This is a genomic window from Pseudomonas aestiva, from assembly GCF_039908605.1.
Lineage (GTDB): Bacteria > Pseudomonadota > Gammaproteobacteria > Pseudomonadales > Pseudomonadaceae > Chryseomonas > Chryseomonas aestiva.
On sequence record NZ_CP150916.1, the window covers coordinates 4862233 to 4887262 of the forward strand.

The window sequence follows — 25030 nt, forward strand, 5'->3', positions numbered from 1 at the left end:
TAACCGTTCTGCTCCTTTGCTGTTTAGTGTTGGCAGATGCTGGACCCCTGCTTTGGCGGTCCAGTCTTGAACTCCGGACTTCTCCCCTCCCCCGATGGAAGTCCGGAGTTTTTTTATGTCTCGGCGGCGGGCTCGTCGAGGCCCAGCCACCTGGCCAGTACACGCTGGGCATCCTCTATCCCCTGGCGCTTGGGCGCCGAGAACAGCTGGATGCTGGCGGTATCGCCCCAGCCCTGACGCACGTCGCGCTGGACCTTGAGCAGGGCATTCTTCTGGGCACCGAAGGCCAACTTGTCGGCCTTGGTCAGCAGGATGTGCAGCGGCATGGAACTGGCCTGGGACCAGTCCAGCATCAGGCGGTCGAATTCGGTCAGCGGATGGCGGATGTCCATCATTAGTACCACGCCGCTGAGCGAATTGCGGCTGCTCAGATAGGCCTCCAGGTGCTCCTGCCAGTGCTGCTTGAGCGGGATCGGTACCTTGGCGTAGCCGTAGCCGGGCAGGTCTACCAGGCGTCGCTCGTCGTCGAGAGTGAAGAAGTTGAGCAGCTGGGTACGCCCGGGCGTCTTAGAGGTGCGCGCCAGGTTGGCGTGGGTCAGGGTGTTCAGCGCACTGGACTTGCCGGCGTTGGAGCGGCCGGCAAAGGCCACTTCACGGCCGCTGTCGAGCGGGCACTGATCGACCTTAGCGGCGCTGATGAGAAAGGACGCCTGCTGGCACAGACCGACGATGGGATTCTTGAAGCTGGACATGGGGGTACTCGCGAGCGCGCGGCAAAGCCAGCAGTATATCGGATGCGCCGGGTGAGAGCCGCGCCCCCGGTAACCTGAACGAAGCCTGAACATGGCCGGCCTCGGGCGCTGCGGCGACTAGGCGCGGCGATGCACCCGGCTACAATGCCCGCAATCCGTCATGCCCGCTTGGTGGGCGTGCCTTCTTCCAGGAGTAGTCCCATGCGCAACCTGCTTTTCTCCGCCGTGTTCGCCGCCGCCAGTCTGTTCGGCGCGGCCGCCCATGCCGACGACATCCAGGCCGGCAAGCAGTACACCGAACTGAGCAGTCCGGTTCCGGTGTCCGAACCCGGCAAGATCGAAGTGGTTGAGCTGTTCTGGTACGGCTGCCCGCACTGCTACGCCTTCGAGCCCACCCTCAACGCCTGGTCCAAGAAGCTGCCCGACGACGTCTCCTTCAAGCGGGTACCGGCCATGTTCGGCGGCATCTGGAACGTCCACGGTCAGCTGTTCGTGACCCTGGAAGCCATGGGCGTGGAAGCCAAGGTGCATGACGCCGTCTTCGCCGCCATCCACAAGGAACACAAGAAGCTGGCCACCCCCGAGGAGATGGCCGACTTCCTCGCCACCCAGGGCGTGGATCGGGAAAAATTCCTCAGCACCTACAACTCCTTCGCCGTGAAGGGTCAGGTGGAAAAGGACAAGAAACTGGCCATGGCCTACCAGATCACCGGTGTGCCGACCATGGTGGTCAATGGCAAGTACCGCTTCGACCTGGGCTCTTCGGGTGGTCCGGACGAAACCCTGAAGGTCGCCGACTTCCTGATCCAGAAAGAACGCGCCGCCAAGTAAGCGCCACCCGCCGCCGCGTCCCGCGGCGGCGGCTCCTCAGCTCGTCCCTCTCAAGCGGCCTCCGGTCGTCCTGCTCAAACTTTCTCCGTAACCGCCGATACCCTAGCCACTAGCAAGTCGGCTGGCGGCCCCGTGGTGCCTGCCTGCTGGCCACCCTCAAGCCTCTGGAGCGGGCGGATGGAGCGCGCGGACGTCGAACGCTGGAAAAGCAAATACCTGGAAAGCCTCGAGAATCTCGAGCGCCTGGAAAGCCGGTGGGAAAACCGCCTGGACCTGGTGCGTCGTGGCCTCGTGCGCAGCAGCCTGGCCGCCGAAGGCAACGACGCGGCGGTGGACGCCTGCCTGGTCGAATTGCGCGATATCCTCCGCCGTGACGACAGCGACGCCGATCTCGCCAAGCTGATTCCGCGCCTGGAGCGCACGGTGCTCGATTCCGAGCAGCGCCGGGAATTGCGCGCGCGTCAGGTGGCCGAGGCCTTCGCCGAACTCTGCCGGCTATTGCAGACCCTGGAGTTACCGCGCGACCAGCGCAAGGCGCTCAAGGGCTTTGCCAAGCGCGCCCAGGCCGCTGCCGACCAACCGGGCGAACTGCCCGCGCTGCTTGGCGAATTTAGTCGTCTGCAGCAACAGGCCCTGAGTCAGCTGCACCCCGAACAGCCCGCCCGCGCCGGCTTCCTGCAGCGCTTGCTGGGCGGGCGTGGCGAGGCTGCGGAAGAGGCGCCGGGGACAACGTCGAGTCCGCCAGTAGAAGACGCCTCGCCGGCGACAGCAGCCTCGCCAGCGGCGGAAACGCCGGCAACGCCCGAACCGCCGCCGCTGGCGGTCGAAGGTATGCCCGCCGCGCGGCCTGACCTCTCAGCAGAGCCCCAGGCAGTCCAGGCCGACCCGGCCTATGCCCTGCCCCCCGTGCCCGAGCCCGGCTACAGTGCCATTGCCCCTCATCTGGAAGCGACCCTGCTGCGGCTGCTCGACGACCTGGCGCTGCCGGACAGCCACAAGCCCCAGGCCGAACACCTGCGCCAACGCATCCAGGGCAGCCTGAACTGGTACGAATTGGTACCCGTGCTCGATGACCTGTCGGTGCTGGTGCTGGCGCTCAACCATTCCGGGCAGAGTGAATTCCAGCTCTACCTGCGCCGCCTAAACGAGCGCCTCGCCGCCTTCCAGACCGGTCTGCAGGACGTCCACGTCGGGCGCCAGGACGGCCAGACCCAGGAGCGCGCCTTCGGCGACGCTCTGCGCGGCCAGGTCAGCGAATTGCAGAGCGAGGTGCAGGAGGCGACGGACCTGGACAGCCTCAAGCTGTCGCTTGATAGCCGCCTGGAAGGCCTGCTGACCAGCCTGGCCGACCAGCAGAGCCAGCGCGAGACCCGCGAGCAGGAAGCCAGCGAAAGACTCAGCGCCCTCACCGAGCGCGTCGCCGGCATGGAGCGCGAGGCCCAGCAGTATCGCGGCCACCTGGAAGAACAGCGGCAGAAGGCCCTCTGCGATCCCCTCACCGGGCTGCCCAATCGCGCCGCCTGGAGCGAGCGCCTGGAGCTGGAGGTGGCCCGCTGGCAGCGCTATGGCGGCGACCTGCTACTGGCGGTGCTCGACGTCGATCTGTTCAAGCGCATCAACGATGGCTATGGCCACCTGGCCGGTGACAAAGTGCTCAAGATCATCGCCAGCGAATTGCAGCGCCGCCTGCGCAAGACCGACTTCATCGCTCGCTTCGGCGGCGAGGAATTCGTCATGCTGCTCGGTGCCACGCCGGTCGCCGGCGGGGTTACCTTGATCGAGCAGCTAAGGGCCGCGGTCGCCGCCTGCCCCTTCCATTTCAAGGGTGAACGGGTGGTGATCACCCTGTCCGCTGGTCTCGCGGCCTTTGCGCCAGGCGAGGATGCCGATACCGTATTCGAGCGTGCCGACCAGGCGCTCTACCGCGCCAAGCGCGCCGGACGCGATCGCCTGGACGTGGCCTGACCCCTTCCACGTTCGCGAGGTAATCGTGCGAAAGCCCTTCAAGCTTCTCCCCTGGCTGCTCTGCGGCCTGCTCCTGGCCGGCTGCTCCAGCGGTCCCCGCATCAATGACGACTATACGTCCCGTGACCAGGACAGCCGAGTGCAGTACATCGTGCTGCACTACACCGCAGCAGGCTCCCAGCAGTCGCTCAAGCTACTGACCCAGGCCGGCGTCAGCGCCCACTACCTGATCGACACCGACGGCACCATCTATCGCCTGGTGGACGAGAATCGCCGTGCCTGGCATGCGGGTGTGAGCGAATGGGAAGGCCGCACCTGGCTCAACTCCACCTCCATCGGCATCGAGATGGTCAACCTGGGCTTTCGTGACACCCCGGCCGGACGCCAGTGGTATCCCTTTAGCGAAGCCCAGATCAAGGCGCTGATTCCGCTACTCAAGGACATTGAACAACGCCACGGCCTGGATCGCCGCGCCATCATCGGGCACAGCGATATCGCCCCGGGGCGCAAGCAGGATCCGGGTCCGCTGTTTCCCTGGGCGCGCTTGGCCGCTGCGGGCTTGATCAACTGGCCGGATCCGGCGGTGGTCACCCAGCGCCAGGCCAGCCTGGGCGGCGTGCTGCCGCCGCCGGCCTGGTTCCAGGATCAGCTGGCACGCATCGGTTATGCGGTACCCCGCACCGGTGTGCTCGATGCGGCCACCCGCGACGTTATCGGCGCCTTCCAGATGAAGTACCGGCCGGGCCGTTTCGACGGCCAGCCGGATTTGCAAACGGCGGCGCTGCTACTCAGCCTGCCCAGCGGTCGCTAGGCAGCCGGACGCGGCTTACAGCCGCACGCTAGCGAAGGTGGATTCGCCCTGGGCCTGGCTCAGGGCCGCCAGCGCGGACGAGGCCGGCATCAGCGACAGCTCCTGGGACAGCGGCATCAGCGCGATGGGCTGCTGGATGGTCGGCCCCTGGCGCTCGTCGCGCGGCGGGATGCCGAAGTATTCGCGATAGCACTTGGAGAAGTGCGGGGTGGAGACGAAGCCGCACACCGAGGCTACCTCAATGATCGACAGAGTGGTCTGCTTAAGCAGTTGCCGGGCGCGGATCAGGCGCAGCTTGAGGTAGTAGCGCGACGGCGAGCAATGCAGGTACTTCTGGAACAGGCGCTCCAGCTGACGCCGGGACACGTCCACATAGACCGCCAGTTCGTCGAGGTCGATGGGCTCCTCGAGGTTGGCCTCCATCAGCGCCACGATTTCCTGCAGCTTAGGCTGGTTGGTGCCCAGCATGTGCTTAAGGGGAACGCGCTGATGATCTTGCTCGTTGCGGATGCGTTCGTAGATGAACATTTCCGAGATCGCCGCCGACAGCTCGCGGCCATGCTCGCGACCGATCAGGTGCAACATCATGTCCATCGGCGCGGTACCACCCGAAGCAGTACAGCGATTGCGGTCGATGGTGAACAGCCGGGTGCTGAGCACCACCCGCGGATAGGCTTCTTGCAGGGCCGCCAGGGTTTCCCAATGCACGCTGCAGTCGTAGCCGTCGAGCAGGCCGGCACGGGCAAGGGCCCAGCTACCAGTACAGACAGCGCCCAGCTTGCGACCCTGGCGCGCCTGGCTCTGCAGCCATGTGCAATGTTCGCGCGACACGCTGCGCTGGATGCCCACGCCGCCGCAGACGATCACCATGTCCATGACCGGCGCGGCGCTTACGGCGCTGTCCGGGGTGATTTGCAGACCATCGCTCGCCCGTACGGGACGACCGTCCAAACTCAATGTGCACCAGCGGTAGAGCTCCCGCCCCGACAACTGATTGGCCATGCGCAGCGGTTCTACGGCCGAAGCCAGAGAGATGAGCGTGAAATTATCCAAGAGCAGGAAGCAGATGGACTGAACTGCACGGGCCTGTGACGAGGTGGGAACGGGCGACATGGTTTGAATCTCCTTCACGCAGGCTGGGCCCCTTTACTGGGCTCTAATAAGGTCCGTCATACGACTAAGAGCGAAGAATGTGTCGCGGACGCATAAGTCATGTCGCAATTCCCATGCCGGAAATGGGTGAATCCTCGCGCAGGCAGGCTGTCTGGGACGAACAACCCATTCAGCAGCGCTCAATGATGTTGATTAGCTAGGGTTTTTAATTGCGACCTCTCAAGTCCGAGACCGACCTTTTGCCGATGGCACTTCGCCAGATGTATTCCATCGGTAACACCGGGACGTAACCGACGCGCGCCAAAATGTGGCATGGCGACTCAGTGGGCACAGTTGTAGGTCAGCCGTTTCAACCGTCTGTCGCCTCTCTCGCTACTTGTGGCGAAAAGCCACCAAGCCCCGAGCTAGACGGACCGGTACGTGCAGTGACCCGGGCCCTTCCCTTCGCGAACCCTGGAGTTCAGGATGAAAATCTCCCAAGCGCTGTGGTTGTCCGGTCTGTTGCTGAGTTCGACCGTGCAGGCGGGCGAGGCCGAGAGTTGTCAGCAGGTCCGCCTGACCGATGTCGGCTGGTCGGATCTCAATACCACCAACGCCACGGCCCGCTATCTGCTCAGCGCCCTCGGTTACGAGACCGAGGTGTTGCGCTTGTCCCTGCCGCAGACCTACGACGCCCTGGCCGCAGACGAGGCCGATGTCTTTCTCGGCAACTGGATGCCGGCGCAGGCCAAGCTCAGCCAGCCGCTGGTCGATGCTGGGGCGGTCGAACGCCTGCACGCCAACCTGCAAGGCGCCCGCTACACCCTGGCAGTGCCCCAGTACGTCTATGACGCCGGGGTGAAGAACGTCGCAGACATTGCCCGCTTCGCCGACCGCTTCGATCACACCCTATACGGCATCGAGCCCGGCAACGATGGCAATGCCCTGGTCAAGAAGATGATCGCCAGCAATGCCTTCGGCTTGGGCGACTTCAGGCTCGACGAGTCCAGCGAGCAGGGCATGCTGACTCAGGTGCGGATGAAGGAATTGCTGGATCACCAGTGGATCGTCTTTCTGGGCTGGGAACCCCATCCAATGAACGTCCGGCACAAGCTGGCCTACCTCGACGGCGGCGATGACTATTTCGGACCCAACCAGGGCGGGGCGACGGTCTATACGGTGGTGCGCAAGGGCTATACCCAGCAGTGTCCCAACGTAGCCCGGCTGCTGAGCAACCTGGAGTTTTCCCTGGACATGGAGAACCAGCTGATGGATCGGGTGCTGAACGAAAAGGACAATCCGCGCCGCGCCGTGCGCAACTGGCTCAAGCGCAATCCCGAACGGCTCGACGCCTGGCTCAAGGGCGTCACCACCCGCAGCGGCGCGCCGGGCAACGCCGCGGTGAAGGCCAGCCTGGCCAATTGAATCTCAGGCCCGTCCGGCGGCTGCCAACACCTCTGGACAGCGGCTCACCGTAGGGGGCCGTGCGCGGTCGCTTCGACGCTTGTGCTGCCACGGCGTCCCAGGCGCTGACGTGCTCCGGGGCTCACGCTGGATACGACATTTCCGCTTCTGGTTACGACGCCGCGTACACTGGTAGCGACGCAGGCGGTAGGCGAGCCTGGGGGGATGGGTTACAGATAAATACACGTGGGGCGCACCGAAAGGTACCCCGCCAAACGCAAGGAGATGTGTCCATGAAAGGTTGTTCCCGTTGGCTCGTGAGTGCCGCCCTGCTGGCGCCACTCGTTGTTCAGGCAGCCGAGCCGGCTTCCTGTGCCAAGGTGCGCTTTGCTGACGTCGGTTGGACCGATATCACCGTGACCACGGCCGTGACCAGCGAGGTGCTGCATGCCCTTGGCTACCAGACCACGACCAACATGATCTCCGTACCGGTTACCTACAAGTCCCTGCAGAACAAGGACATCGACGTCTTCCTCGGCAACTGGATGCCGAGCATGGCGGCGGACATCAAGCCCTACGCCGACAACGGCAGCGTGGAGACCGTGCGCGCCAACCTGGAGGGTGCCAAGTACACCCTGGCCGTGCCCCAGTACGTCTACGACGCCGGGGTCAAGAGCTTCGCCGACATCGCCAAGAATGCCGACAAGTTCGACGGCAAGATCTACGGCATCGAGCCGGGCAACGATGGCAATCGCCTGATCCAGGGCATGATCGACAAGAACACCTTCGACCTGGGCAAGTTCAAGCTGGTGGAGTCCAGCGAGGCCGGGATGCTGTCGCAGATCCAGCGCGCCGAGCGGCGCCAGCAGTGGGTGGTCTTCCTCGGCTGGGAACCCCACCCGATGAACACCCGCTTCAAGATGGCCTATCTCCAGGGCGGCGACGACGTCTTCGGCCCCAACTATGGCGGCGCCACCATCTACACCAACGTCCGCAAGGGCTACGTCCAGGAATGCCCCAACGTGGGCAAGCTGCTGACCAACCTGTCCTTCACCCTGGACATGGAAAACCAGCTGATGGACAAGGTCCTCAACGAAAAACAAGCCGCAAGCGCCGCCGCCAAGGCCTGGCTCAAGGCGCATCCGCAGGTGCTCGACCAGTGGCTGGCCGGCGTGACCACCCGCGACGGCAAGCCTGCGCTGGAGGCGGCGAAGACCGCCCTGGCACCTTGATCGAACACTAACATTCGACTGTCCCGCGCCAGTTCGGGCGGGTACTGCCACAGCCGAAGCACGAATCAGCGGTTCTCGTGCTTCGACCTGTCCACTCCTACCTGACGGGCACCGTTATGTTAATCACCGACCATAAGCTCCCTCTCGGCCAGCAGATCGCCGATTTCATCGACTGGCTGACGCTGCATGGCGCCAGCGTCTTCGACAAGATCTCCGATGTGCTGTCCGGCCTCATCCACGGCCTCACCGCCGGCCTGATGTGGTTCAACCCGCTGGCCTTCATTGCCCTGGTCGCGGTAGGGGTCTATCTACTGCAACGTAGCATCGGCCTGGTGATCTTCGCCCTCATCTCCCTGCTGCTGATCCTCAACCTGGGGTACTGGCAGGAAACCATGGAAACCCTGGCCCAGGTGGTCTTCGCCACCCTGGTGTGCATCGCCGTGGGCGTGCCGCTGGGCATCATCGCCGCGCACAAGCCCTGGTTCTACACCGGCCTGCGCCCGGTCCTGGACCTGATGCAGACGGTTCCCACCTTCGTCTATCTGATTCCGACCCTGACGCTGTTCGGCCTGGGCGTGGTACCCGGGCTGATTTCCACGGTGGTCTTCGCCGTGGCCGCGCCGATCCGCCTGACCTGCCTGGGCATCCAGGACGTTCCCGCCGAGCTGATGGACGCCGGCAAGGCCTTCGGCTGCTCGCGCTGGCAGCTGTTGACCCGTATCGAGCTGCCCCACGCCATGCCCAGCATCGGCGCCGGCATCACCCAGTGCATCATGCTGTCGCTGTCCATGGTGGTGATCGCCGCCCTGGTGGGCGCTGACGGCCTCGGTAAGCCGGTGGTGAACGCCCTCAACACCGCGGACATCGCTCTGGGCTTCGAAGCCGGCCTGTCCATCGTCCTGATCGCCATCCTGCTCGACCGGGTGTGCAAGCAACCCGCCCCTCGCGAGGTTAAATAAGTCATGACCGCCATTCGTTTCGAACACGTCGACGTCATCTTCGGCAAGCAGAACAAGCGTGCCCTGGAGCTGCTCGACCAGGGCAAGGGTCGCAGCGAGATCCTTCAGGAAACCGGCCAGGTGTTGGGTGTCGAGGACGCTTGCCTGGAGGTCCAGAAGGGCGAGATCTGCGTACTGATGGGGCTGTCCGGCTCGGGCAAGTCCAGCCTGCTGCGGTGCATCAACGGCCTCAACACCGTGAGCCGCGGCAAGCTGCTGATCGAGCACAAAGGCAGCGAAGTGGACATCGCCAACTGCTCGCCCACGGTGCTCAAGGACATGCGCACCACGCGCATCGCCATGGTGTTCCAGAAGTTCGCCCTGATGCCCTGGCTGACCGTGGCCGAGAACGTCGGCTTCGGCCTGGAGATGCAGGGTCGCTCGACGGCCGAGCGCAAGAAGCTGGTCGACGAGAAGCTCGAGCTGGTCGGCCTGACCCAGTGGCGCAACAAGAAACCCGATTCCCTCTCCGGCGGCATGCAGCAGCGCGTCGGCCTGGCCCGTGCCCTGGCGATGGATGCCGACATCCTGCTGATGGACGAGCCCTTCTCCGCCCTCGACCCGCTGATCCGCCAGCAGCTGCAGGATGAACTGCTCCAACTGCAGGCCAAGGTTAACAAGACCATCGTCTTCGTCAGCCACGACCTCGACGAAGCCCTCAAGATCGGCACCAACATTGCCATCATGAAGGACGGTCGCATCATCCAGCACGGCCGTCCCGAGGACATCGTGCTCAATCCGGCGGACGAATACGTACGCACCTTCGTCGCCCACACTAATCCGCTCAACGTACTCAGCGGCTACAGCCTGATGCGCGGCCTGGACAAGTGTGGCCGCGAGGGCAACGAGATCTGCCTGGAGCGCAGCCACGACATCTGGCTGGCCCTGGACAACCAGACGGTCAAGGCCCTGCGCCGCGGCGGCGAGAGCCTGGCCCTGCAACGCTGGACCCCGGGCATGCCGGTCACTAGCCTGCAGCGCCAACCGACCCTGGCACCAGCCGACATCCGCATGCGCGACGCCCTGGAGATCCGCTACCACACCGGGCACAAGCTGGTGCTGGAGACCGACGGCCGCGCCGTGGGCATCCTCGGTGACAAGGAGCTCTACCACGCCCTGCTTGGCAAGAATCTGGAAAAGGCCGGCGAAGACGTCGTCCCGCCGGCAGTCCGCTCGACCCTGTCCCAGGCGGGCTGACTCCCCAGCACCCGCCTCTCCACTGTGGAGGCGGGTGCGCCCCCTCCTGCTCCAATGCCGGCAAAGCCAGCCTGGCTCGCCAATCCGCCTCGCGCCTCCGGTGATCCTCAGCTACGCCTATGGCCCTTGGGCAATAGACGCGCAGACACCCTACCTGGCAGCGCCTCATGGGTGTTGCCAAGCGACTGTAAAATGATCGGGGGGACACCAGACAGGCCGACTGCGAGCGTCTCGGCGAGCTCGCAGCCAGCCTGGGGAGGTCGCGAGAAGACCTAGAGCACCACCGTCCGCCCGGCGTTGAGGAAGACGCGGCGCTCCAGGTGATAGCCCACCCCGCGCGCCAGGGTCAGGCACTCGATGTCACGGCCGCGGGCCACCAGGTCTTCGGCGTAGTGGGCGTGGTCCACCGACTCGACGCCCTGGGCGATGATGGGACCCTCGTCCAGGTCGTTGTTGATGTAGTGCGCGGTGGCGCCCACCAGCTTGACGCCCTTGGCATAGGCCTGGTGATAGGGCCGTGCGCCCTTGAAGCCGGGCAGCAGCGAGTGGTGGATGTTGATCGCCCAGCCATCGAGGCGGCGGCACAGCTCGGGCGACAGCACCTGCATGTAGCGCGCGAGGATCACCAGCTCGGCACCTGTTTCCTGCAGCACCTGCCACACCTTGGCTTCCTGGGCCGGCTTGTCCTGGGGATCCAGCGGAAAATGGTGATAGGGAATGCCGTGCCAGGCCGCCAGGGGCTCCAGATCCGGATGGTTGGAGATGACCGCCACCACGTCCATGGGCAACTGGCCGATGCGCTGGCGATAGAGCAGGTCGTTGAGGCAGTGGTCGGCTTTGGAGACCATGATGGCGACCTTGGCTCTATAGCCGGGCGGGGTCAGCTCGAAGGTCATGTCGAAGGGCGTGAAGCGCAGGTCCAGGCCGACGCGGAACAGGCCTTCGTTGAAGTCGCTGGGCACCTGGAATTCCACCCGGATGAAGAAACGCTGGGCTTCGCGGTCATCGAAGCTATGGTGTTGGGTGACGTAGCAGCCCTGCTCGAAGAGGTAGCGCGTGACCACGTCCACAGTGCCGAGGCGACTCGGGCTCTGGGCGGTGAGGATCCAGGTATCGGGCGTGCGGCTCATGATGAATTCCTTTGCATGGAGATGAAGCCAGAATCACAAAACCCGACCTGCGCGCAACGCAGGTCGGGTTCGATGGAGCGACTGAGCGCAGCGACCAATCAGGCCTCGATGCGCAGTCCGTACTCGGCGCTCGCGTCCTGCAGCCACAGCCAGACGTAGTCGGCGAAGCTGCGGCGCACCACCAGTTCCCAGGTATCCGGCGCCGTGTGGCGGATCACCAGCTGGGACTTGGCGAACACCGTCCCCACGGCCTTGCCCACCGGGAAGTTGTCCGGGTGGACGTCGTAGGAGGTGGACTTCATCAGTACTTCACGCACCTTGGGTCCCTTGAGCTCGACCAGCGTCTGGCCGCCACCGACGTTGATGATAGCGACATGGCGCTCGCCCAGCGCTTGGCGCAGGGCCTGCTCGGTGGCGAACTCGCTGCCACCAGGTACCACCAGCAGCCACTCGTCCGGGCCGAGCCACTGCAGCGAGCTCTCGCCCTTCTGGGTGATCGCCAGCGGACCGGGCACTTCCAGGCCGACCACGCTCTGCACGGCGCCGGTGAAGCCTTCGTCATGGGCATCGCCACGCAGCACCAGGTGCCCCAGCAGGGCCCGCTCGCGCAGGGTCACCCCGGCGGTGGCCGGGCCACGGCCGACGAGCTTGTTCAGCTCGGCGTGGAACAGCGGGGATTCGGCGCGCGCCTTGGCGGAGTATTGGTCGTAGACATTGATGTTGTTCATGGGGCGCTATCCTCGTTAGGCGACGTTCTGCCGCTCACCCTTAGGGTCGTAGAACACCGGCGAGACGATCTCGGCAGCGATGTAGCGGCCATCGGCCAGCGGGGCGTAGACGGTCTGACCCATGCGGCCCAGCCCACCCTTGACCATGGCCATGGCGAAGCCGTAGCCCAGGGTCGCGCTGTGGTAGCTGGAGGTCACGTGACCGACCATGTCCATGGGGATCGGCTGGTTGCGCTCGAACACCAGCTGCGCGCCTTCCGGCAGGACGTCGCGGGCATCCAGGGGCTTGAGGCCGACCAGTTGCTTGCGATTCTCGCGGACGCAGTCCACGCGATGCATGCCGCGCTTGCCGATGAAGGAGAAGCTCTTGTTCAGGCTCACCGCCCAGCCCATGCCCAGGTCCTGGGGCGTGACCGAACCATCGGTGTCCTGACCGATGATGATGAAGCCCTTCTCCGCCCGCAGCACGTGCATGGTCTCGGTGCCATAGGGGGTCAGGTCGAATTCCTTGCCCGCGGCGACCACCTGCTCCAGTACGCCCATGGCGTAGTTGGCTGGCACGTTGATCTCGTAGGAGAGCTCGCCGGTGAAGGAGATACGGAACACCCGCGCCGGCACCCCGCCCACCTGGCCTTCCTTCCAGGCCATGAAGGGGAAGGCGGCGTTGTCCAGATCGATGTCGGTCAGCTTGGCCAGCAGCTTGCGGCTGTTGGGACCGGACAGGGTCAGGGTCGCCCAGTGATCGGTGACCGAGGTGAAGTACACCTCCAGCTCCGGCCATTCGGTCTGGTGGTAGAGCTCCAGCCATTCGAAGACGCGCGCGGCGCCGCCGGTGGTGGTGGTCATCAGGAAGTGGTTGTCGGCGAGACAGGCGGTGACGCCGTCGTCGAAGACCATGCCGTCTTCCTTGCACATCAGGCCGTAGCGGGCCTTGCCGATGTCCAGCTTGGTCCAGGCGTTGGTATAGACGCGGTTGAGGAATTCCCGCGCATCCTTGCCCTGGATGTCGATCTTGCCCAGGGTCGAGGCGTCGAGCAGGCCGACGCTGCGGCGCACGGCCAGGCACTCGCGGTTGACCGCGGCGTGCAGGTCCTCGCCCGCCTTGGGGAAGTACCAGGGGCGCTTCCACTGGCCGACGTCCTCGAACAGCGCGCCCTGCTTGAGGTGCCAGGCGTGCAGCGCGGTGTAGCGCTTGGGCTCGAACAGGTGGCCACAATGCCGTCCGGCGATGGCGCCGAAGGTGATGGGCGTGTAGTTCGGGCGGAACATGGTGGTGCCGACTTCCGGGATGGCCTTGCTCTGCACCCGGGCGGCGATGGCCAGACCATTGATGTTGCCCAACTTGCCCTGGTCGGTACCGAAGCCCATGGCGGTGTAGCGCTTGACGTGCTCGATGGACTCGAAGCCCTCTCGGCAGGCCAGCTCGATGCCGGCAGCGGTCACATCGTTCTGCAGGTCGACGAATTGCTTGGGCGCTCGCGACGACGGCTTGTCGTGGGGCACCTGGAACAGCGCCAGACTCGGCTCTTCCTGGCGGAATTCGGCCTGGGGCAGCTCGCCGCTGACCACCTTGGCGCCGGCTTCGGCGGCGGCAGTCGCGCCCGCTTCGAAACCGTCGGCGAGGACATCGCCCAGGGCGAAGACGCCATTCACGCCGCCGGCGCAGACGCGCTTCTGCGGCGCCGGACCAGGCACGAAGGCCTGGATGTCTTCACGCCACTGCGGACGACCGCCCAGGTGCGAAGCCAGGTGGACCACCGGGCTGTAACCGCCGGAGGTGGCGATGAGGTCGCAGTCGACCCACTCGCCGCCACCCAGGGTGCGGAAGGCGGTCAGGTCGATGGTGGCGATCTTGGCGCCCGTCACTCGGGTGTTGCCGCGGGCTTCGCTCACGGCGGTACCGCCCATGACGCGCACGCCACGCTTGCGCACTTCCTCGACCCAGGCGCCGCGGGGGTTGGGCCGCGCATCGGCCACGGCCACCACCTGGCGACCGGCTTCGAGCCAGTCCAGGGCCACGCGGTAGGCGTAGTCGTTGTTGGTGGACAGCACCAAGCGCTGACCCGGGGCCACGGCATAGCGACGGATGTAGGTGGATACGGCGCCGGCCACCATGTTGCCCGGCAGGTCGTTGTTGGCGTACACCAGCGGCCGCTCGTGGGCGCCGGTGGCCAGCACCACGCGGGTGGCGCGGACGCGGTGCAGGCGCTGCCGCACCTGGCCATGGGGCGCGCGATCACCCAGGTGATCGGTGAGCCGCTCGTGGATGGTGAGGAAGTTATGGTCGTGGTAGCCGTTGACCGTGGCGCGCGGCAGCAAGACCACGTTGTCCAGGCCCTGCAGCTCGGCCACCGCCTTGGCGGCCCAGTCTGCGGCCGGGGCGCCGTCGAGACGCTCGCGGCTGTCCAGCAGGCTGCCACCGAATTCTTCCTGTTCGTCGGCCAGGATCACCCGGGCGCCACTACGACCGGCGGCAAGGGCCGCGGCCAGACCGGCAGCGCCACCGCCCACCACCAGCACGTCGCAGTGCTGGTTGAAGTTGTCATAGGTATCCGGATCGACCTGGGTCGGCGCACGGCCGAGGCCGGCGGCCTTGCGGATGTACTTCTCGTAGGTCATCCACAGGTTCTGCGGATACATGAAGGTCTTGTAATAGAACCCGGGCGGCATCATCTTGCCGCCGACCTTGCCGAGGATGCCCATGAGGTCGTTGTTGACGCTCGGCCAGCCGTTGGTGCTGGCGGAGACCAGGCCCTGGTACAGCGCCTGCTGGGTGGCCCGCACGTTGGGCACCTGGGTGGCCTCGGTGGCGCCGATCTGCATGATGGCGTTGGGCTCTTCGGCACCGGCGGCGACGATGCCGCGCGGCCGGGAGTACTTGAAGCTGCGCCCGATCACGTCCACGCCGTTGGCCAGCAGCGCCGAGGCCAGGGTGTCACCCTTGAAGCCCTGGTAGGTCTGACCGTTGAAGGTGAAGGTGATGGCCTGGCTGCGGTCCAGGCGACCGCCCTGGGTGAGTCGATGGACCTGGCTCATGTGCGCTCTCCTCGCTCGGCGGTGAAGCGGGGTTGCTCGCCGATCGGATAGGTTTCGAGAATTTCGTAGGTCTCGGTGTTACGGGTCGCGTTGAAGTACTGGCGGCAGCCCGAAGCATGAACCCACAGCTCGTGACGCAGACCGCGCGGATTGTCGCGGAAGAACATGTAATCGCCCCACTCCGCGTCGCTGCAGGCCTCGGGATCCAGCGGACGCGGGATGTGCGCCTCGCCGGCGGCGTGGAATTCTTCTTCGGAGCGCAATTCCCCGCAGTGGGGGCAATGGATGTACAACATGCTCGGGCTCCTTAGTGCGCGACGGCCGCTGCGCCGTGTTCGTCGATCAGCGCGCCGGTGTGGAAACGGTCGATGGAGAAGGGCTTGGCCAGCGGATGCATCTCGCCGGAGGCGAGGGACGCCGCGAAGACGTTGCCCGAGCCAGGCGTGGCCTTGAAGCCGCCGGTACCCCAGCCGCAGTTGAAGAACAGATTTTCCACCGGGGTCTTGGAAATGATCGGGCAGGCGTCGGGCGAGGTGTCGACGATGCCGCCCCACTGGCGGTTCATGCGCACCCGCGAGAGGATCGGGAACATCTCGACGATGGCCTGCAGGGTGTGCTCGATCACCGGGTAGGAGCCGCGCTGGCCGTAGCCGACCCAGCTGTCGATGCCGGCGCCGATCACCAGGTCGCCCTTGTCGGACTGGCTGATGTAGCCGTGCACCGCGTTGGACATGATGACGCTGTCGATGATGGGCTTGATCGGCTCGGACACCAGCGCCTGCAGCGGGTGGGATTCCAGCGGCAGGCGGAAACCGGCCAGCTTGGCCATGTGCCCGGAGTTGCCGGCGGTGACCACGCCGACGCGACGGGCGCCGATGAAGCCGCGGTTGGTTTCCACGCCGATCACCTTGCCGTCCTGCTTGCGGAAGCCGGTGACCTCGGTCTGCTGGATCAGGTCGACGCCCAGGGCGTCGGCGGCGCGGGCGAAGCCCCAAGCCACGGCGTCGTGACGGGCCACGCCACCGCGACGCTGCACGGTGGCGCCGAAGATCGGATAGCGGGTGTTCTTGCTGCAGTCCAGGTAGGGAATCTCCTCGGCCACCTGGCGGGTGTCGAGCAGTTCGCCGTCAACGCCATTGAGGCGGTTGGCGCTGACCCGGCGCTCGGAATCGCGCATGTCCTGCAGGGTGTGGCAGAGGTTGTAGACGCCGCGCTGGGAAAACATGACGTTGTAGTTGAGGTCCTGGGACAGGCCTTCCCACAGCTTCATGGCGTGCTCATAGAGGTGCGCCGATTCGTCCCACAGGTAGTTGGAGCGGACGATGGTGGTGTTGCGCGCGGTGTTGCCGCCGCCCAGCCAGCCTTTCTCGATCACCGCGACGTTCTTCACGCCGAACTGCTTGGCGAGGTAGTAGGCGGTGGCCAGGCCATGACCGCCACCACCGACGATGACCACGTCGTACACCGGCTTGGGCGTCGGGGTGCGCCACATCCGCTGCCAGTTCTCGTGATGGCTCAGGGAGTGCTTGAAGAGGCCGAAGCCGGAATAGCGTTGCATCTGGAGACTCCTGCAGACGACGCCCCTTTCCGCGAGGGGGAAAGGGGTTGGATAAGGGTTGCGTCAGGCGTGCGGCGACTAGCGGTAAACCGGGTAGTCGCGGCACAGCGCAGCCACCTGGCGCGCCACCTGGGCTTCCACATCGGCATCGCCGAGGTGGTCGAGGATGTCGCAGATCCAGCCCGCGACGCGTTCGCTTTCACTGACGCCCAGGCCACGGGTGGTCAGGGCTGGGGTGCCGATGCGCAGACCCGAGGTCACGAAGGGCGACTGGGGATCGTTGGGCACGGCGTTCTTGTTCACGGTGATGCAGGCGCGACCCAGGGCGGCGTCCGCGTCCTTGCCGGTGATGCCCTGCTTGATCAGGCTGACCAGGAACAGGTGGTTGTCGGTACCGCCGGAGACCACGTCGTAGCCACGTGCCTTGAACACGCCGGCCATGGCCTGGGCGTTCCTGATCACCTGCTGCTGGTAGGTCTTGAAGCCCGGCTCCAGGGCCTCCTTGAAGCACACGGCCTTGCCGGCGATGACGTGCATCAGCGGGCCGCCCTGGGCGCCCGGGAACACCGCGGCGTTGAGCTTCTTCTCGATGTCGGCGTTGGCCTTGCACAGGATCAGGCCGCCACGGGGGCCGCGCAGGGTCTTGTGGGTGGTGGTGGTCACCACGTCGGCGAAGGGCACCGGGTTCGGATAGACCCCCGCAGCGACCAGACCGGCCACGTGGGCCATGTCGACGAACAGCAGAGCCCCTACGCTGTCGGCGATGTCGCGGAACCGCTGAAAATCAAGGGTCTTGGAGTAGGCGGAGAAGCCCGCCACGATCATCTTGGGCTTGTGCTCGTCGGCCAGACGCTGGATCTCGTCATAGTCAATCAGCCCGGTGTCGGTGTTGATGCCGTACTGCACCGCGTTGTACAGCTTGCCGGAGGAGCTGACCTTGGCGCCGTGGGTCAGGTGACCGCCGTGGGCCAGGCTCATGCCGAGGATGGTGTCACCGGGCTGCAGCAGCGCCAGGTAGACCGCCGAGTTGGCCTGGGAGCCGGAGTGCGGCTGGACGTTGGCGTAGTCGGCGCCGAACAGCTGCTTGGCGCGCTCGATGGCCAGCTGCTCGACCTTGTCGACATGCTCGCAACCACCGTAGTAGCGCTTGCCCGGATAGCCTTCGGCGTACTTGTTGGTCAGCACGCTGCCCTGGGCTTCCATGACGCGCTGGCTGGTGTAGTTTTCGGAGGCGATCAGTTCCAGGTGATGCTCCTGGCGCCGCGCTTCCTCGCCCATGGCGGCGAACAGCGCATCATCGTAGCCCTGGATTTGGTCCTGCTTGCTGAACATCGCGGCGCTCCTAAAGTCTGTGGCGGTGAAAACCACCCCCTTGCCGCGATGGTAGGCCCCGCCCCAGACCCCAAGATGCCTGTTTACGCCCCGGGCCGGCGCGTTTGCGACAGCCACTCAACGGGTGAGTTCTGCCGTTCGCCGGGTCCTATCAAGTCGGCTCTGTTGGCGCCGATAGGCTAGTTATGTCTTTGCCCCAGCCAGCGAGTTCTGCCATGTTCAATGCGCATCTAAAGAAGACCATCGCTCGGCTGGAAGCCGAGCTGCATGCCAATCAGGGCCTGACCCAGGCGCTGGAGCGTTCCATGGCGGTGATCGAGTTCGATCTCGACGGCACCATCCTGCACGCCAACGATAACTTCCTCCGGCTGACCGGCTACCGCGCCGACGCCCTGGTCGGCCAGCATCATCGCCGTCTCTGCCCCGCCACCGTAGTCCAGGGTCGCGACTATGGCGATTTCTGGGCACGCCTGAAGCGCGGTGAGTTCATCGCCGGCACCTTCCAGCGCCTGGATGCCCAGGGCCGTACCCTCTGGCTGGAAGCCAGCTACAACCCACTACCCGACAGCAGCGGCAAGATCGCCAAGGTGGTGAAGTACGCCCTCGACGTCACTGCCCAGGTCGAACGTGACAGCGAAGCCCAGAGTAACCTCAAGGCGCTCGACCGCGCCTTGGCGCGGATCGAGTTCGATCTGGATGGGCGCATCCTCGCTGCCAATGACAACTTCCTGGCCACCCTCGGCTACAGCCTGAAGGAAATTCTGGGGCAGCATCATCGGCTGTTCTGTGAGCCCGCTTTGGTCAACAGCAGCGAATACGTTGATTTCTGGCGCCGCCTCAACGCTGGCGAATTCTTTCGCGGCCAATTCAAGCGCCTGGGCAAGCACGGCCGGGTCATCTGGCTGGAAGCGAGCTACAACCCGGTGTACGACGCCACCGGCCGGCTGTACAAGGTGGTGAAGTACGCCAGCGACATCAGCGAGCGGGTGGAAAAGCACGAAAGCGACGGCCGCAGCGCCTCGCGGGCCTATCACATCTCCGCCGAGACCGAGAAGGTCGCCGAGCACGGCACCCTGATCATCCAGGCCGCCGCCGGCGAGATGCGCGAGATTGCGCACAACGTCAGTGCCTCCGCCGAGGTGATCGGCCAGCTGGGTCAGCGTTCGGAGCAGATCACCGCCATCGTCAACACCATCCGCGGCATCGCCGACCAGACCAACCTGCTGGCGCTAAACGCTGCCATTGAGGCAGCCCGCGCCGGTGACCAGGGCCGTGGCTTCGCCGTGGTCGCCGACGAGGTTCGTCAGCTGGCGGGGCGCACCAGCAGCGCCACGGCCGAGATTGCCGAGATGATCGGGCGGATTCTCAACGAAACCCAGCAGGCGGTCGCCAGCATGGAAAGCACCCAAGGCCGAGCGGCCAAGGGCGTCGAACTAGCGGACCAGGCCGGCGCGGTGATCGTGCAGATCCGCGATGGCGCCAGCGACGCAGTGGAAGCCGTAAGCATGTTCGCCAGCAAGCTGGACGAATCCGAGGTAATTCCCAAGGGCGCGCGCAACTGGGTGGGCCATTGAGGCCGCGGGCTTGATCGGGATCAAGCGACCCTGACAGCCAGGGTCTAGCATGAAGGCATACCCCTCTCGTGGAGATGCCCCCATGCACACTGTCTTGGTCGCCTACGACGGTTCTCCCAGCGCCGACAACGCCCTGCGCTATATCCTCGACCTGGTTAAGGCCGGGCTGACGCTGGAGTTACACCTGCTCAACGTGCAGAACGAGCCAGAAATCTATGGCGCGCCCTTCGATGACCGCATCCTGCGCGAATGGCGCGGCAGCCTGCAGGACAAGGCCGAAGACATCCTGATGCGGGCGCGCCCGGCCCTGCTCGAAGCCGGTATCGAGGCCCAGACCCACGTCGGCTTCGGCGGTATCGCCGAGACCATCGGCGAGACGGCGCGGCGCCTGGAGGTGGACACCGTGGTCATGGGCACCCGCGGCCTGGGTTCGCTCAGTGGCCTGCTGCTCGGCTCGGTGGCCCATCGCGTGGTGCACCAGGTGCCCTTGCCGGTGATCCTGGTGAAATAGCCACCCAACAAAAAACCAGCCTTTGGGCTGGTTTTTTGTTTTCGGGCACCCCGTGGATCAGATGCTGAGGGTCCAGTCGTAGTCGACGATCAGCGGCGCATGCTCGGAGAAGCGCGGTTGCCGCGGCAGGCGCGCCGAGCGTACGAAGCGGCGCAGGCCCGGGGTGAGGATGTTGTAGTCGAAGCGCCACCCCAGATTCAGGTGCTCGGCCTGGTCGCTGTCCGGCCACCAGCTGAACTGGTCGCCTTCGCGGCTCACTTCGCGCAGGGCATCCACATAGCCCATGTTGCCGATCACCTCGTCCATCCAGGCTCGCTCGGGCGCCAGGAAACCGGGGATCTGCTGGCAGTCGCGCCAGTTCTTCACGTCCTGCTTCTGGTGCGCCACGTACAGCGAGCCACAATAGATGTACTCGCGGCGCTTGCGGCGCTGCTTGTTCAGGTAGTGGGTGAAGTCGTCCATGAACTTGAATTTCATGTTCAGATCTTCATCGCCGCGCTTGCCCGAAGGCAGCAGCAGGGTGGCGATGCTGACCTTGTCGAAGTCCGCCTGCAGATAGCGACCGAAGCGATCGCAGGACTCGAAGCCCAGGCCGCTGATCACCGCTTTGGGCTGGACCCGCGTATAGAGCGCGACGCCGCCCTGGGACGGCACTTCGGCGTCGCAGGCATAGAGGATGTAACCCTCCAGCGCATAGGCCGGGTCGTCCATGTCGTAAGAAGAGGCGCGGGTATCCTGCAAGCAGATCACGTCGGCATTCTGCGCCTTGAGCCAAGGCAACAGGCCCCGCTCCACAGCGTCCTGAATACCATTGACGTTCAAGCTGATGATCCGCATAAATGGCCCCCAAAAAATCGTGGATGTATGATACCCGAGCTAAACCGGTTTAGCTAAATACAAGCCGCGCAAGGACTTATATGCAGGCGTACCAGCGTAATTTCATTCGTTTCGCCATCGAGCGCGGAGTTCTGCGCTTTGGTGAATTCACCCTGAAATCGGGTCGCATCAGCCCCTATTTCTTCAACGCCGGCCTGTTCCACAGCGGTTCGGCGCTGGCCCAGCTCGGCCGTTGCTACGCCGATGCGCTGGTCCAGGCCAACCTGCCGTTCGACGTCCTCTTCGGCCCAGCCTACAAGGGCATCCCCCTGGCCGCGGCCACGGCGGTGGCCCTGGTCGAACACCATGGCCGCGACGTGCCCTGGTGCTTCAACCGCAAGGAAGCCAAGGACCACGGCGAAGGCGGCCTGCTGGTGGGCGCGCCCCTAACCGGTCGGGCGCTGATCATCGATGACGTCATCACCGCCGGCACCGCCATCCGCGAAGTCATGCAGATCATCGAAGGCCAGGGTGCCAGCGCGGCCGGGGTGCTCATCGCCCTGAATCGCCAGGAGCGTGGCCGCGGCGAGTTGTCGGCCATCCAGGAAGTCGAGCGTGACTACGGCATTCCGGTGCTCAGCATCGTCGCCCTGGATCAGGTGCTCGAATATCTGGCCGAGGATGCCGAGCTCAAGCGTCACCTGCCCGCCGTCCAGGACTATCGCGCTCAATACGGCATCTAGCCGCCAGCCCCAGGAGAGACGGCCATGGTCGTACGTCGCGCCGCTGCCAGCCTGTTGCTCATCACCCTGCCGCTGGCCAGCCAGGCGGCCGAGCTGTATCGCTATCTAGACCGTAACGGCACCTTGGTCATCGATCGCCAGGGCGTGCCGCCGGAGTACGCTGGCAAGGGCTACGACGTGCTCAACGAACAGGGCCGAGTGATCCGCAAGGTCGCTCCGGCGCTACCCGCTGCAGAACTCGATCGCCAGGCGCGCGAGCGCCAGCAGGCGGTCGTCGATGGCCAGTTGCGCAAGCTCTACAGCAATGTCGAGGACGTCGACCGCGCCAAGGCGCGCAAGCTGACGGAGCTCGACGGCCTGATGCAGATCAAGAAGGCCAACTTAGAGGCCGCACGCCAGTTGCAAAGCCAGTTGATGGAGCAGGCGGCGGTGCAGCAGCGCAATGGCCAGGCGCTCCCGGTAGATCTGCAGGCACGGCTCGACGCCGCGGCGGCTGATCAGGTGAGACTGCAGGCCGATCTGCAGCGCTACGCTGAATTGCGCACCAGTACCAGCGCTGCCTTCGACGCTGATCGCGCGCGCATGCAGCGGCTGGAAGGCACCCCCGACGCGGATCGCTGAGCCGGCAGGGCGCATGTTCGGATCTGCGCCCTAGCCCCTATCGTACCCCTTGGCTGCCTATCAGCCGCCCTCCTCGCATTAGCTGACGACCTGATTCAGGGCGCTTGGCCTCTTACACCCAAGAGTCTTGGCACGTACCGTGCAAAACCGCTTGCAACATATTGTTGAACAATCGGATAGCCAAGACTCATGAGCGGCAAGGAAACGGCGGCGCTGTCCCTAGGGGCTCAGCTGCTCCTGGAAATGCGCGAAGACATCATCGGCGGCCGCCTGCTGCCCGGTACCGCGCTGGTCGAGGGTGAGCTGGTCAAGGCCTACAACGCCTCGCGCAACACCATCCGCGAAGCCCTGCACCAGCTGGATCGCGAGGGCCTGGCCACCTATGTTCGCCACAAGGGGGTCATGGTGCGGCGCCTGGGCCTGGCTGAGGTGCGCGACATCTTCCAGGTGCGTCGCACCCTGGAACTGCAGGCCATCCTCACCAGCTGCCCGCTGCGCGAATACCAGTCCGATCGGATGCTGGATGCCCTGGAGGCAGCCGAACTGGCGCAGTCGCGCGAGGACTGGCGCGCCCTTGGCACCCACAGCCTGCATTTCCATCAGCACATCGTCGGCCTGCTGCGCAGTCCGCTGTTCGATGAATTCTTCGCCACCGTCGCCGCCCAGATGCGCCTGCTGTTTTCCCTCGCGCCCGACGAGGAACACTTCCAGCGGCCCTGGATAGCCCGCGACCGCCAGATCCACGACCTGCTCGCCGCCGGGCACCGCCAGGCGGCGGGCGAGGCCATGGCCAGCTATCTCGACGATTCCGAAAACCGGCTGCTGGATCTGCTCAGCGCAGCCAGGCCGCTCTGACCGAGGAGACCTCCCATGTACAAGGACTACCCCGCTGCCTACCAGTCCACCCAGGGCTCCGCCTTGCAGGTCGATCAGGCCTTCTATGATCGGCTGCGTGAACGCAAGGACGGACGCACCCTGATCGAGCAATTCGAGATCCCGATCCGTACCGGTCGCGCCTGGAAGGTCCCCGCCGGCCATCTGTTCCGCGTCACCACCCCGCACGGGCCTCAGGTCGGCGACTTCAACGTCTGGAACGCCGAGGATCCCCGCGAACGGATGTGGGCCGCGCGCACCCGGCAATTGCAGGGCGCCCACGTCAGCACCCATGACCGGCTCTGGTCCAACCTGCCCTTCCTGCGGCCGCTGCTGACCATCACCGACGACAGCCTGGCCGGCTATGGCATCGACGAACACGGCGGCCGCCTGCATGACCTGCTCGGCACCCGCTGCGATCCCTACGTCAACAAGATGCTTACTGGCGAGGACTTCCACCACCACTGCCACTCGAATCTGACCCGCGCGGTACTGCCCTACGGCCTCACCGAATTCGACGTCCACGATGTGCTGAACATCTTCCAGTGCACCGGCCTCAACCATGACGACCTGTACTTCATGAAGGCCTGCCCGGCCAAGCCTGGCGACTACCTAGAATTCTTCGCCGAGATCGACGTGCTCTGCGCCCTGTCCACCTGCCCGGGCGGCGACCTGTCCCTGGCGATGTGGGGGCCCGATGCCGAGGACCCGCTCAGGGTCTGCCGTCCGCTGGGGGTGGAGATCTACCGGGTCGAGGAAGCGCTGCTGCAGGGCTGGGAGTCGCCCAAGCGGGCGGCCTACAACGGTCAGCACGGCCTGACCCTGCCCAAGGCCAGCTGGGAGCAGTGAGTCCGGGCCAGCAATAGAAACGGCGCCCTGGGGCGCCGTTTGGGGTCCGAGCGAAAGCGCTCAGCGCTTGCGGTTGGAGATCAGCGTACCGACGCCGACGTCGGTGAAGATTTCCAGCAGCACCGCGTTGGGCACCCGACCGTCGATGATGTGGGCGCTCTGCACCCCGCCCTGCACCGCTTCCAGCGCGCAGCGGATCTTCGGCAGCATGCCGCCGTAGATGGTGCCGTCGGCGATCAGCGAATTGACCTGCTCGGTGGACAGCCCGGTGAGCACCTGGCCCTGCTTGTCCATCAGGCCGGCGATGTTGGTCAGCAGCATCAGCTTCTCGGCCTTGAGCGCCTCGGCCACCTTGCCTGCCACCAGGTCGGCGTTGATGTTGTAGGACTCGCCCTCCGGACCCACGCCGATGGGCGCGATGACCGGGATGAAGTCGCCACGCACCAGCATGTTGAGCAGGTCGATGTTGACCCCGGTGACCTCGCCGACATGGCCGATGTCGATGATCTCCGGCTTGGTCATCTCCGGCGTCTGCCGGCTGACCTTGAGCTTGGTGGCGCGGATCAGGCCCGCATCCTTGCCGGTTAGGCCGATGGCCTTGCCGCCATGGCGGTTGATCAGATTGACGATGTCCTTGTTGACCTGGCCGCCCAGGACCATCTCCACCACGTCCATGGTCTGGGCGTCAGTGACGCGCATGCCGTCGATGAAGTGGCTCTCAATGGACAGGCGCTTGAGCAGGTCGCCGATCTGCGGACCGCCGCCGTGCACCACCACCGGGTTGATGCCCACCGCCTTCATCAGCACGATGTCACGGGCGAAACCGGCCTTGAGCTCGTCGCTCTCCATGGCGTTGCCGCCGTACTTGATCACCAGCGTCTTGCCGACGAACCGGCGGATATAGGGCAGCGCCTCGGACAGCACCTCGGCGACGTGCGAGGCATCCTCGCGGCTCAGGGTCATGGCTCACCTCTCAA

Annotated in this window: 23 protein-coding genes; 13 read left to right on the forward strand and 10 right to left on the reverse strand. The window is 65.2% G+C overall.

Features of this window, described 5'->3' with window-relative positions:
- Positions 1–113: 113 nt before the first annotated feature.
- The gene (gene yihA / locus AABM56_RS22535; protein WP_133860130.1) at positions 114–752 is read right to left on the reverse strand and encodes a ribosome biogenesis GTP-binding protein YihA/YsxC; all 639 of its coding nucleotides are present in this window, start codon (positions 750–752) and stop codon (positions 114–116) included.
- 201 nt (positions 753–953) lie between these two features.
- Here yihA and AABM56_RS22540 point away from each other — a divergent pair, with 201 nt between their 5' ends.
- From AABM56_RS22540 to AABM56_RS22550, 3 genes are all read left to right on the forward strand, one after another.
- Positions 954–1583 (forward strand): thiol:disulfide interchange protein DsbA/DsbL, encoded by a 630-nt coding sequence (locus AABM56_RS22540; RefSeq protein ID WP_133860131.1) that lies wholly within the window; start codon positions 954–956, stop codon positions 1581–1583.
- Positions 1584–1760: 177 nt separating this feature from the next.
- Complete coding sequence (locus AABM56_RS22545) at positions 1761–3548, forward strand: diguanylate cyclase (RefSeq protein ID WP_133860132.1); 1788 nt, start codon at positions 1761–1763, stop codon at positions 3546–3548.
- Between the two features lie 25 nt (positions 3549–3573).
- Complete coding sequence (locus AABM56_RS22550) at positions 3574–4359, forward strand: N-acetylmuramoyl-L-alanine amidase (protein WP_133860133.1); 786 nt, start codon at positions 3574–3576, stop codon at positions 4357–4359.
- Positions 4360–4374: 15 nt separating this feature from the next.
- On the opposite strand, the gene AABM56_RS22555 is transcribed toward AABM56_RS22550, so the two are convergent.
- Positions 4375–5472, reverse strand: coding sequence for a GlxA family transcriptional regulator (locus AABM56_RS22555; RefSeq protein WP_347883757.1), 1098 nt, complete (start codon positions 5470–5472; stop codon positions 4375–4377).
- 465 nt (positions 5473–5937) lie between these two features.
- Between AABM56_RS22555 and choX the strand changes: the two genes are divergently transcribed.
- The 4 genes from choX (at position 5938) to choV (ending at position 10282) form a co-directional block, all read left to right on the forward strand.
- The gene (choX, locus tag AABM56_RS22560) at positions 5938–6876 is read left to right on the forward strand and encodes a choline ABC transporter substrate-binding protein (RefSeq protein ID WP_133860135.1); all 939 of its coding nucleotides are present in this window, start codon (positions 5938–5940) and stop codon (positions 6874–6876) included.
- A 272-nt stretch (positions 6877–7148) separates the two neighbouring features.
- On the forward strand, positions 7149–8087 hold the full coding sequence (locus tag AABM56_RS22565; RefSeq protein ID WP_263258583.1) for a choline ABC transporter substrate-binding protein: 939 nt from the start codon (positions 7149–7151) through the stop codon (positions 8085–8087).
- 116 nt (positions 8088–8203) lie between these two features.
- Positions 8204–9046: a choline ABC transporter permease subunit gene (gene choW / locus AABM56_RS22570; RefSeq protein WP_059316705.1), complete on the forward strand. Its 843-nt coding sequence runs from the start codon at positions 8204–8206 to the stop codon at positions 9044–9046.
- Between the two features lie 3 nt (positions 9047–9049).
- Positions 9050–10282, forward strand: coding sequence for a choline ABC transporter ATP-binding protein (choV, locus tag AABM56_RS22575; RefSeq protein ID WP_263258582.1), 1233 nt, complete (start codon positions 9050–9052; stop codon positions 10280–10282).
- Positions 10283–10554: 272 nt separating this feature from the next.
- Here choV and AABM56_RS22580 read toward each other — a convergent pair whose 3' ends face one another.
- The 6 genes from AABM56_RS22580 to glyA all read right to left on the reverse strand — a co-directional run bounded on the left by AABM56_RS22580 (position 10555) and on the right by glyA (position 18066).
- On the reverse strand, positions 10555–11412 hold the full coding sequence (locus AABM56_RS22580; RefSeq protein ID WP_133860137.1) for a formyltetrahydrofolate deformylase: 858 nt from the start codon (positions 11410–11412) through the stop codon (positions 10555–10557).
- Positions 11413–11510: 98 nt separating this feature from the next.
- Positions 11511–12140: a sarcosine oxidase subunit gamma gene (locus tag AABM56_RS22585; RefSeq protein WP_158890323.1), complete on the reverse strand. Its 630-nt coding sequence runs from the start codon at positions 12138–12140 to the stop codon at positions 11511–11513.
- A gap of 15 nt (positions 12141–12155) precedes the next feature.
- Positions 12156–15176: a sarcosine oxidase subunit alpha gene (locus tag AABM56_RS22590; protein ID WP_187980813.1), complete on the reverse strand. Its 3021-nt coding sequence runs from the start codon at positions 15174–15176 to the stop codon at positions 12156–12158.
- Complete coding sequence (locus tag AABM56_RS22595) at positions 15173–15472, reverse strand: sarcosine oxidase subunit delta (protein WP_017639232.1); 300 nt, start codon at positions 15470–15472, stop codon at positions 15173–15175. The genes AABM56_RS22590 and AABM56_RS22595 overlap by 4 nt, the downstream gene beginning before the upstream one ends.
- 11 nt (positions 15473–15483) lie before the next feature.
- On the reverse strand, positions 15484–16734 hold the full coding sequence (locus AABM56_RS22600) for a sarcosine oxidase subunit beta family protein (RefSeq protein WP_017639231.1): 1251 nt from the start codon (positions 16732–16734) through the stop codon (positions 15484–15486).
- A gap of 78 nt (positions 16735–16812) precedes the next feature.
- Positions 16813–18066, reverse strand: coding sequence for a serine hydroxymethyltransferase (gene glyA, locus AABM56_RS22605; protein ID WP_133860141.1), 1254 nt, complete (start codon positions 18064–18066; stop codon positions 16813–16815).
- 215 nt (positions 18067–18281) lie between these two features.
- On the opposite strand from glyA, the gene AABM56_RS22610 reads away from it, so the two are divergent.
- On the forward strand, positions 18282–19640 hold the full coding sequence (locus AABM56_RS22610; RefSeq protein ID WP_347883758.1) for a PAS domain-containing methyl-accepting chemotaxis protein: 1359 nt from the start codon (positions 18282–18284) through the stop codon (positions 19638–19640).
- Between the two features lie 82 nt (positions 19641–19722).
- Positions 19723–20151, forward strand: a complete 429-nt coding sequence (locus AABM56_RS22615; RefSeq protein ID WP_133860143.1) for a universal stress protein — start codon at positions 19723–19725, stop codon at positions 20149–20151.
- Between the two features lie 57 nt (positions 20152–20208).
- On the opposite strand, the gene AABM56_RS22620 is transcribed toward AABM56_RS22615, so the two are convergent.
- Positions 20209–20988, reverse strand: a complete 780-nt coding sequence (locus AABM56_RS22620; protein WP_027598631.1) for an exodeoxyribonuclease III — start codon at positions 20986–20988, stop codon at positions 20209–20211.
- 80 nt (positions 20989–21068) lie between these two features.
- Between AABM56_RS22620 and pyrE the strand changes: the two genes are divergently transcribed.
- The 4 genes from pyrE to AABM56_RS22640 all read left to right on the forward strand — a co-directional run bounded on the left by pyrE (position 21069) and on the right by AABM56_RS22640 (position 24053).
- Positions 21069–21710 (forward strand): orotate phosphoribosyltransferase, encoded by a 642-nt coding sequence (gene pyrE, locus AABM56_RS22625; protein WP_158890670.1) that lies wholly within the window; start codon positions 21069–21071, stop codon positions 21708–21710.
- Positions 21711–21734: 24 nt separating this feature from the next.
- Positions 21735–22331, forward strand: coding sequence for a DUF4124 domain-containing protein (locus AABM56_RS22630; RefSeq protein ID WP_347883759.1), 597 nt, complete (start codon positions 21735–21737; stop codon positions 22329–22331).
- A gap of 189 nt (positions 22332–22520) precedes the next feature.
- The gene (locus tag AABM56_RS22635; RefSeq protein ID WP_347883760.1) at positions 22521–23186 is read left to right on the forward strand and encodes a GntR family transcriptional regulator; all 666 of its coding nucleotides are present in this window, start codon (positions 22521–22523) and stop codon (positions 23184–23186) included.
- Positions 23187–23201: 15 nt separating this feature from the next.
- Positions 23202–24053 carry a DUF1989 domain-containing protein gene (locus AABM56_RS22640; RefSeq protein ID WP_347883761.1) on the forward strand — a complete coding sequence of 284 codons (852 nt, stop codon included), beginning with the start codon at positions 23202–23204 and terminating at the stop codon, positions 24051–24053.
- Between the two features lie 60 nt (positions 24054–24113).
- Here AABM56_RS22640 and argB read toward each other — a convergent pair whose 3' ends face one another.
- Complete coding sequence (gene argB, locus AABM56_RS22645; RefSeq protein ID WP_133860148.1) at positions 24114–25016, reverse strand: acetylglutamate kinase; 903 nt, start codon at positions 25014–25016, stop codon at positions 24114–24116.
- Positions 25017–25030: the final 14 nt, after the last annotated feature.

What these genes read in the sequence shown, in the direction of transcription:
- argB (WP_133860148.1), bottom strand. Translation starts at nt 25,016, where the DNA reads ATGACCCTGAGCCGCGAGGATGCCTCGCACGTCGCCGAGGTGCTGTCC.
- AABM56_RS22585 (WP_158890323.1), bottom strand. Translation starts at nt 12,140, where the DNA reads ATGAACAACATCAATGTCTACGACCAATACTCCGCCAAGGCGCGCGCC.
- AABM56_RS22615 (WP_133860143.1), top strand. Translation starts at nt 19,723, where the DNA reads ATGCACACTGTCTTGGTCGCCTACGACGGTTCTCCCAGCGCCGACAAC.
- AABM56_RS22640 (WP_347883761.1), top strand. Translation starts at nt 23,202, where the DNA reads ATGTACAAGGACTACCCCGCTGCCTACCAGTCCACCCAGGGCTCCGCC.
- choX (WP_133860135.1), top strand. Translation starts at nt 5,938, where the DNA reads ATGAAAATCTCCCAAGCGCTGTGGTTGTCCGGTCTGTTGCTGAGTTCG.
- yihA (WP_133860130.1), bottom strand. Translation starts at nt 752, where the DNA reads ATGTCCAGCTTCAAGAATCCCATCGTCGGTCTGTGCCAGCAGGCGTCC.
- AABM56_RS22540 (WP_133860131.1), top strand. Translation starts at nt 954, where the DNA reads ATGCGCAACCTGCTTTTCTCCGCCGTGTTCGCCGCCGCCAGTCTGTTC.
- AABM56_RS22600 (WP_017639231.1), bottom strand. Translation starts at nt 16,734, where the DNA reads ATGCAACGCTATTCCGGCTTCGGCCTCTTCAAGCACTCCCTGAGCCAT.
- AABM56_RS22630 (WP_347883759.1), top strand. Translation starts at nt 21,735, where the DNA reads ATGGTCGTACGTCGCGCCGCTGCCAGCCTGTTGCTCATCACCCTGCCG.
- AABM56_RS22635 (WP_347883760.1), top strand. Translation starts at nt 22,521, where the DNA reads ATGAGCGGCAAGGAAACGGCGGCGCTGTCCCTAGGGGCTCAGCTGCTC.
- AABM56_RS22580 (WP_133860137.1), bottom strand. Translation starts at nt 11,412, where the DNA reads ATGAGCCGCACGCCCGATACCTGGATCCTCACCGCCCAGAGCCCGAGT.
- AABM56_RS22590 (WP_187980813.1), bottom strand. Translation starts at nt 15,176, where the DNA reads ATGAGCCAGGTCCATCGACTCACCCAGGGCGGTCGCCTGGACCGCAGC.
- choV (WP_263258582.1), top strand. Translation starts at nt 9,050, where the DNA reads ATGACCGCCATTCGTTTCGAACACGTCGACGTCATCTTCGGCAAGCAG.
- pyrE (WP_158890670.1), top strand. Translation starts at nt 21,069, where the DNA reads ATGCAGGCGTACCAGCGTAATTTCATTCGTTTCGCCATCGAGCGCGGA.
- AABM56_RS22565 (WP_263258583.1), top strand. Translation starts at nt 7,149, where the DNA reads ATGAAAGGTTGTTCCCGTTGGCTCGTGAGTGCCGCCCTGCTGGCGCCA.
- AABM56_RS22620 (WP_027598631.1), bottom strand. Translation starts at nt 20,988, where the DNA reads ATGCGGATCATCAGCTTGAACGTCAATGGTATTCAGGACGCTGTGGAG.
- glyA (WP_133860141.1), bottom strand. Translation starts at nt 18,066, where the DNA reads ATGTTCAGCAAGCAGGACCAAATCCAGGGCTACGATGATGCGCTGTTC.
- choW (WP_059316705.1), top strand. Translation starts at nt 8,204, where the DNA reads ATGTTAATCACCGACCATAAGCTCCCTCTCGGCCAGCAGATCGCCGAT.
- AABM56_RS22555 (WP_347883757.1), bottom strand. Translation starts at nt 5,472, where the DNA reads ATGTCGCCCGTTCCCACCTCGTCACAGGCCCGTGCAGTTCAGTCCATC.
- AABM56_RS22610 (WP_347883758.1), top strand. Translation starts at nt 18,282, where the DNA reads ATGTTCAATGCGCATCTAAAGAAGACCATCGCTCGGCTGGAAGCCGAG.
- AABM56_RS22595 (WP_017639232.1), bottom strand. Translation starts at nt 15,472, where the DNA reads ATGTTGTACATCCATTGCCCCCACTGCGGGGAATTGCGCTCCGAAGAA.
- AABM56_RS22545 (WP_133860132.1), top strand. Translation starts at nt 1,761, where the DNA reads ATGGAGCGCGCGGACGTCGAACGCTGGAAAAGCAAATACCTGGAAAGC.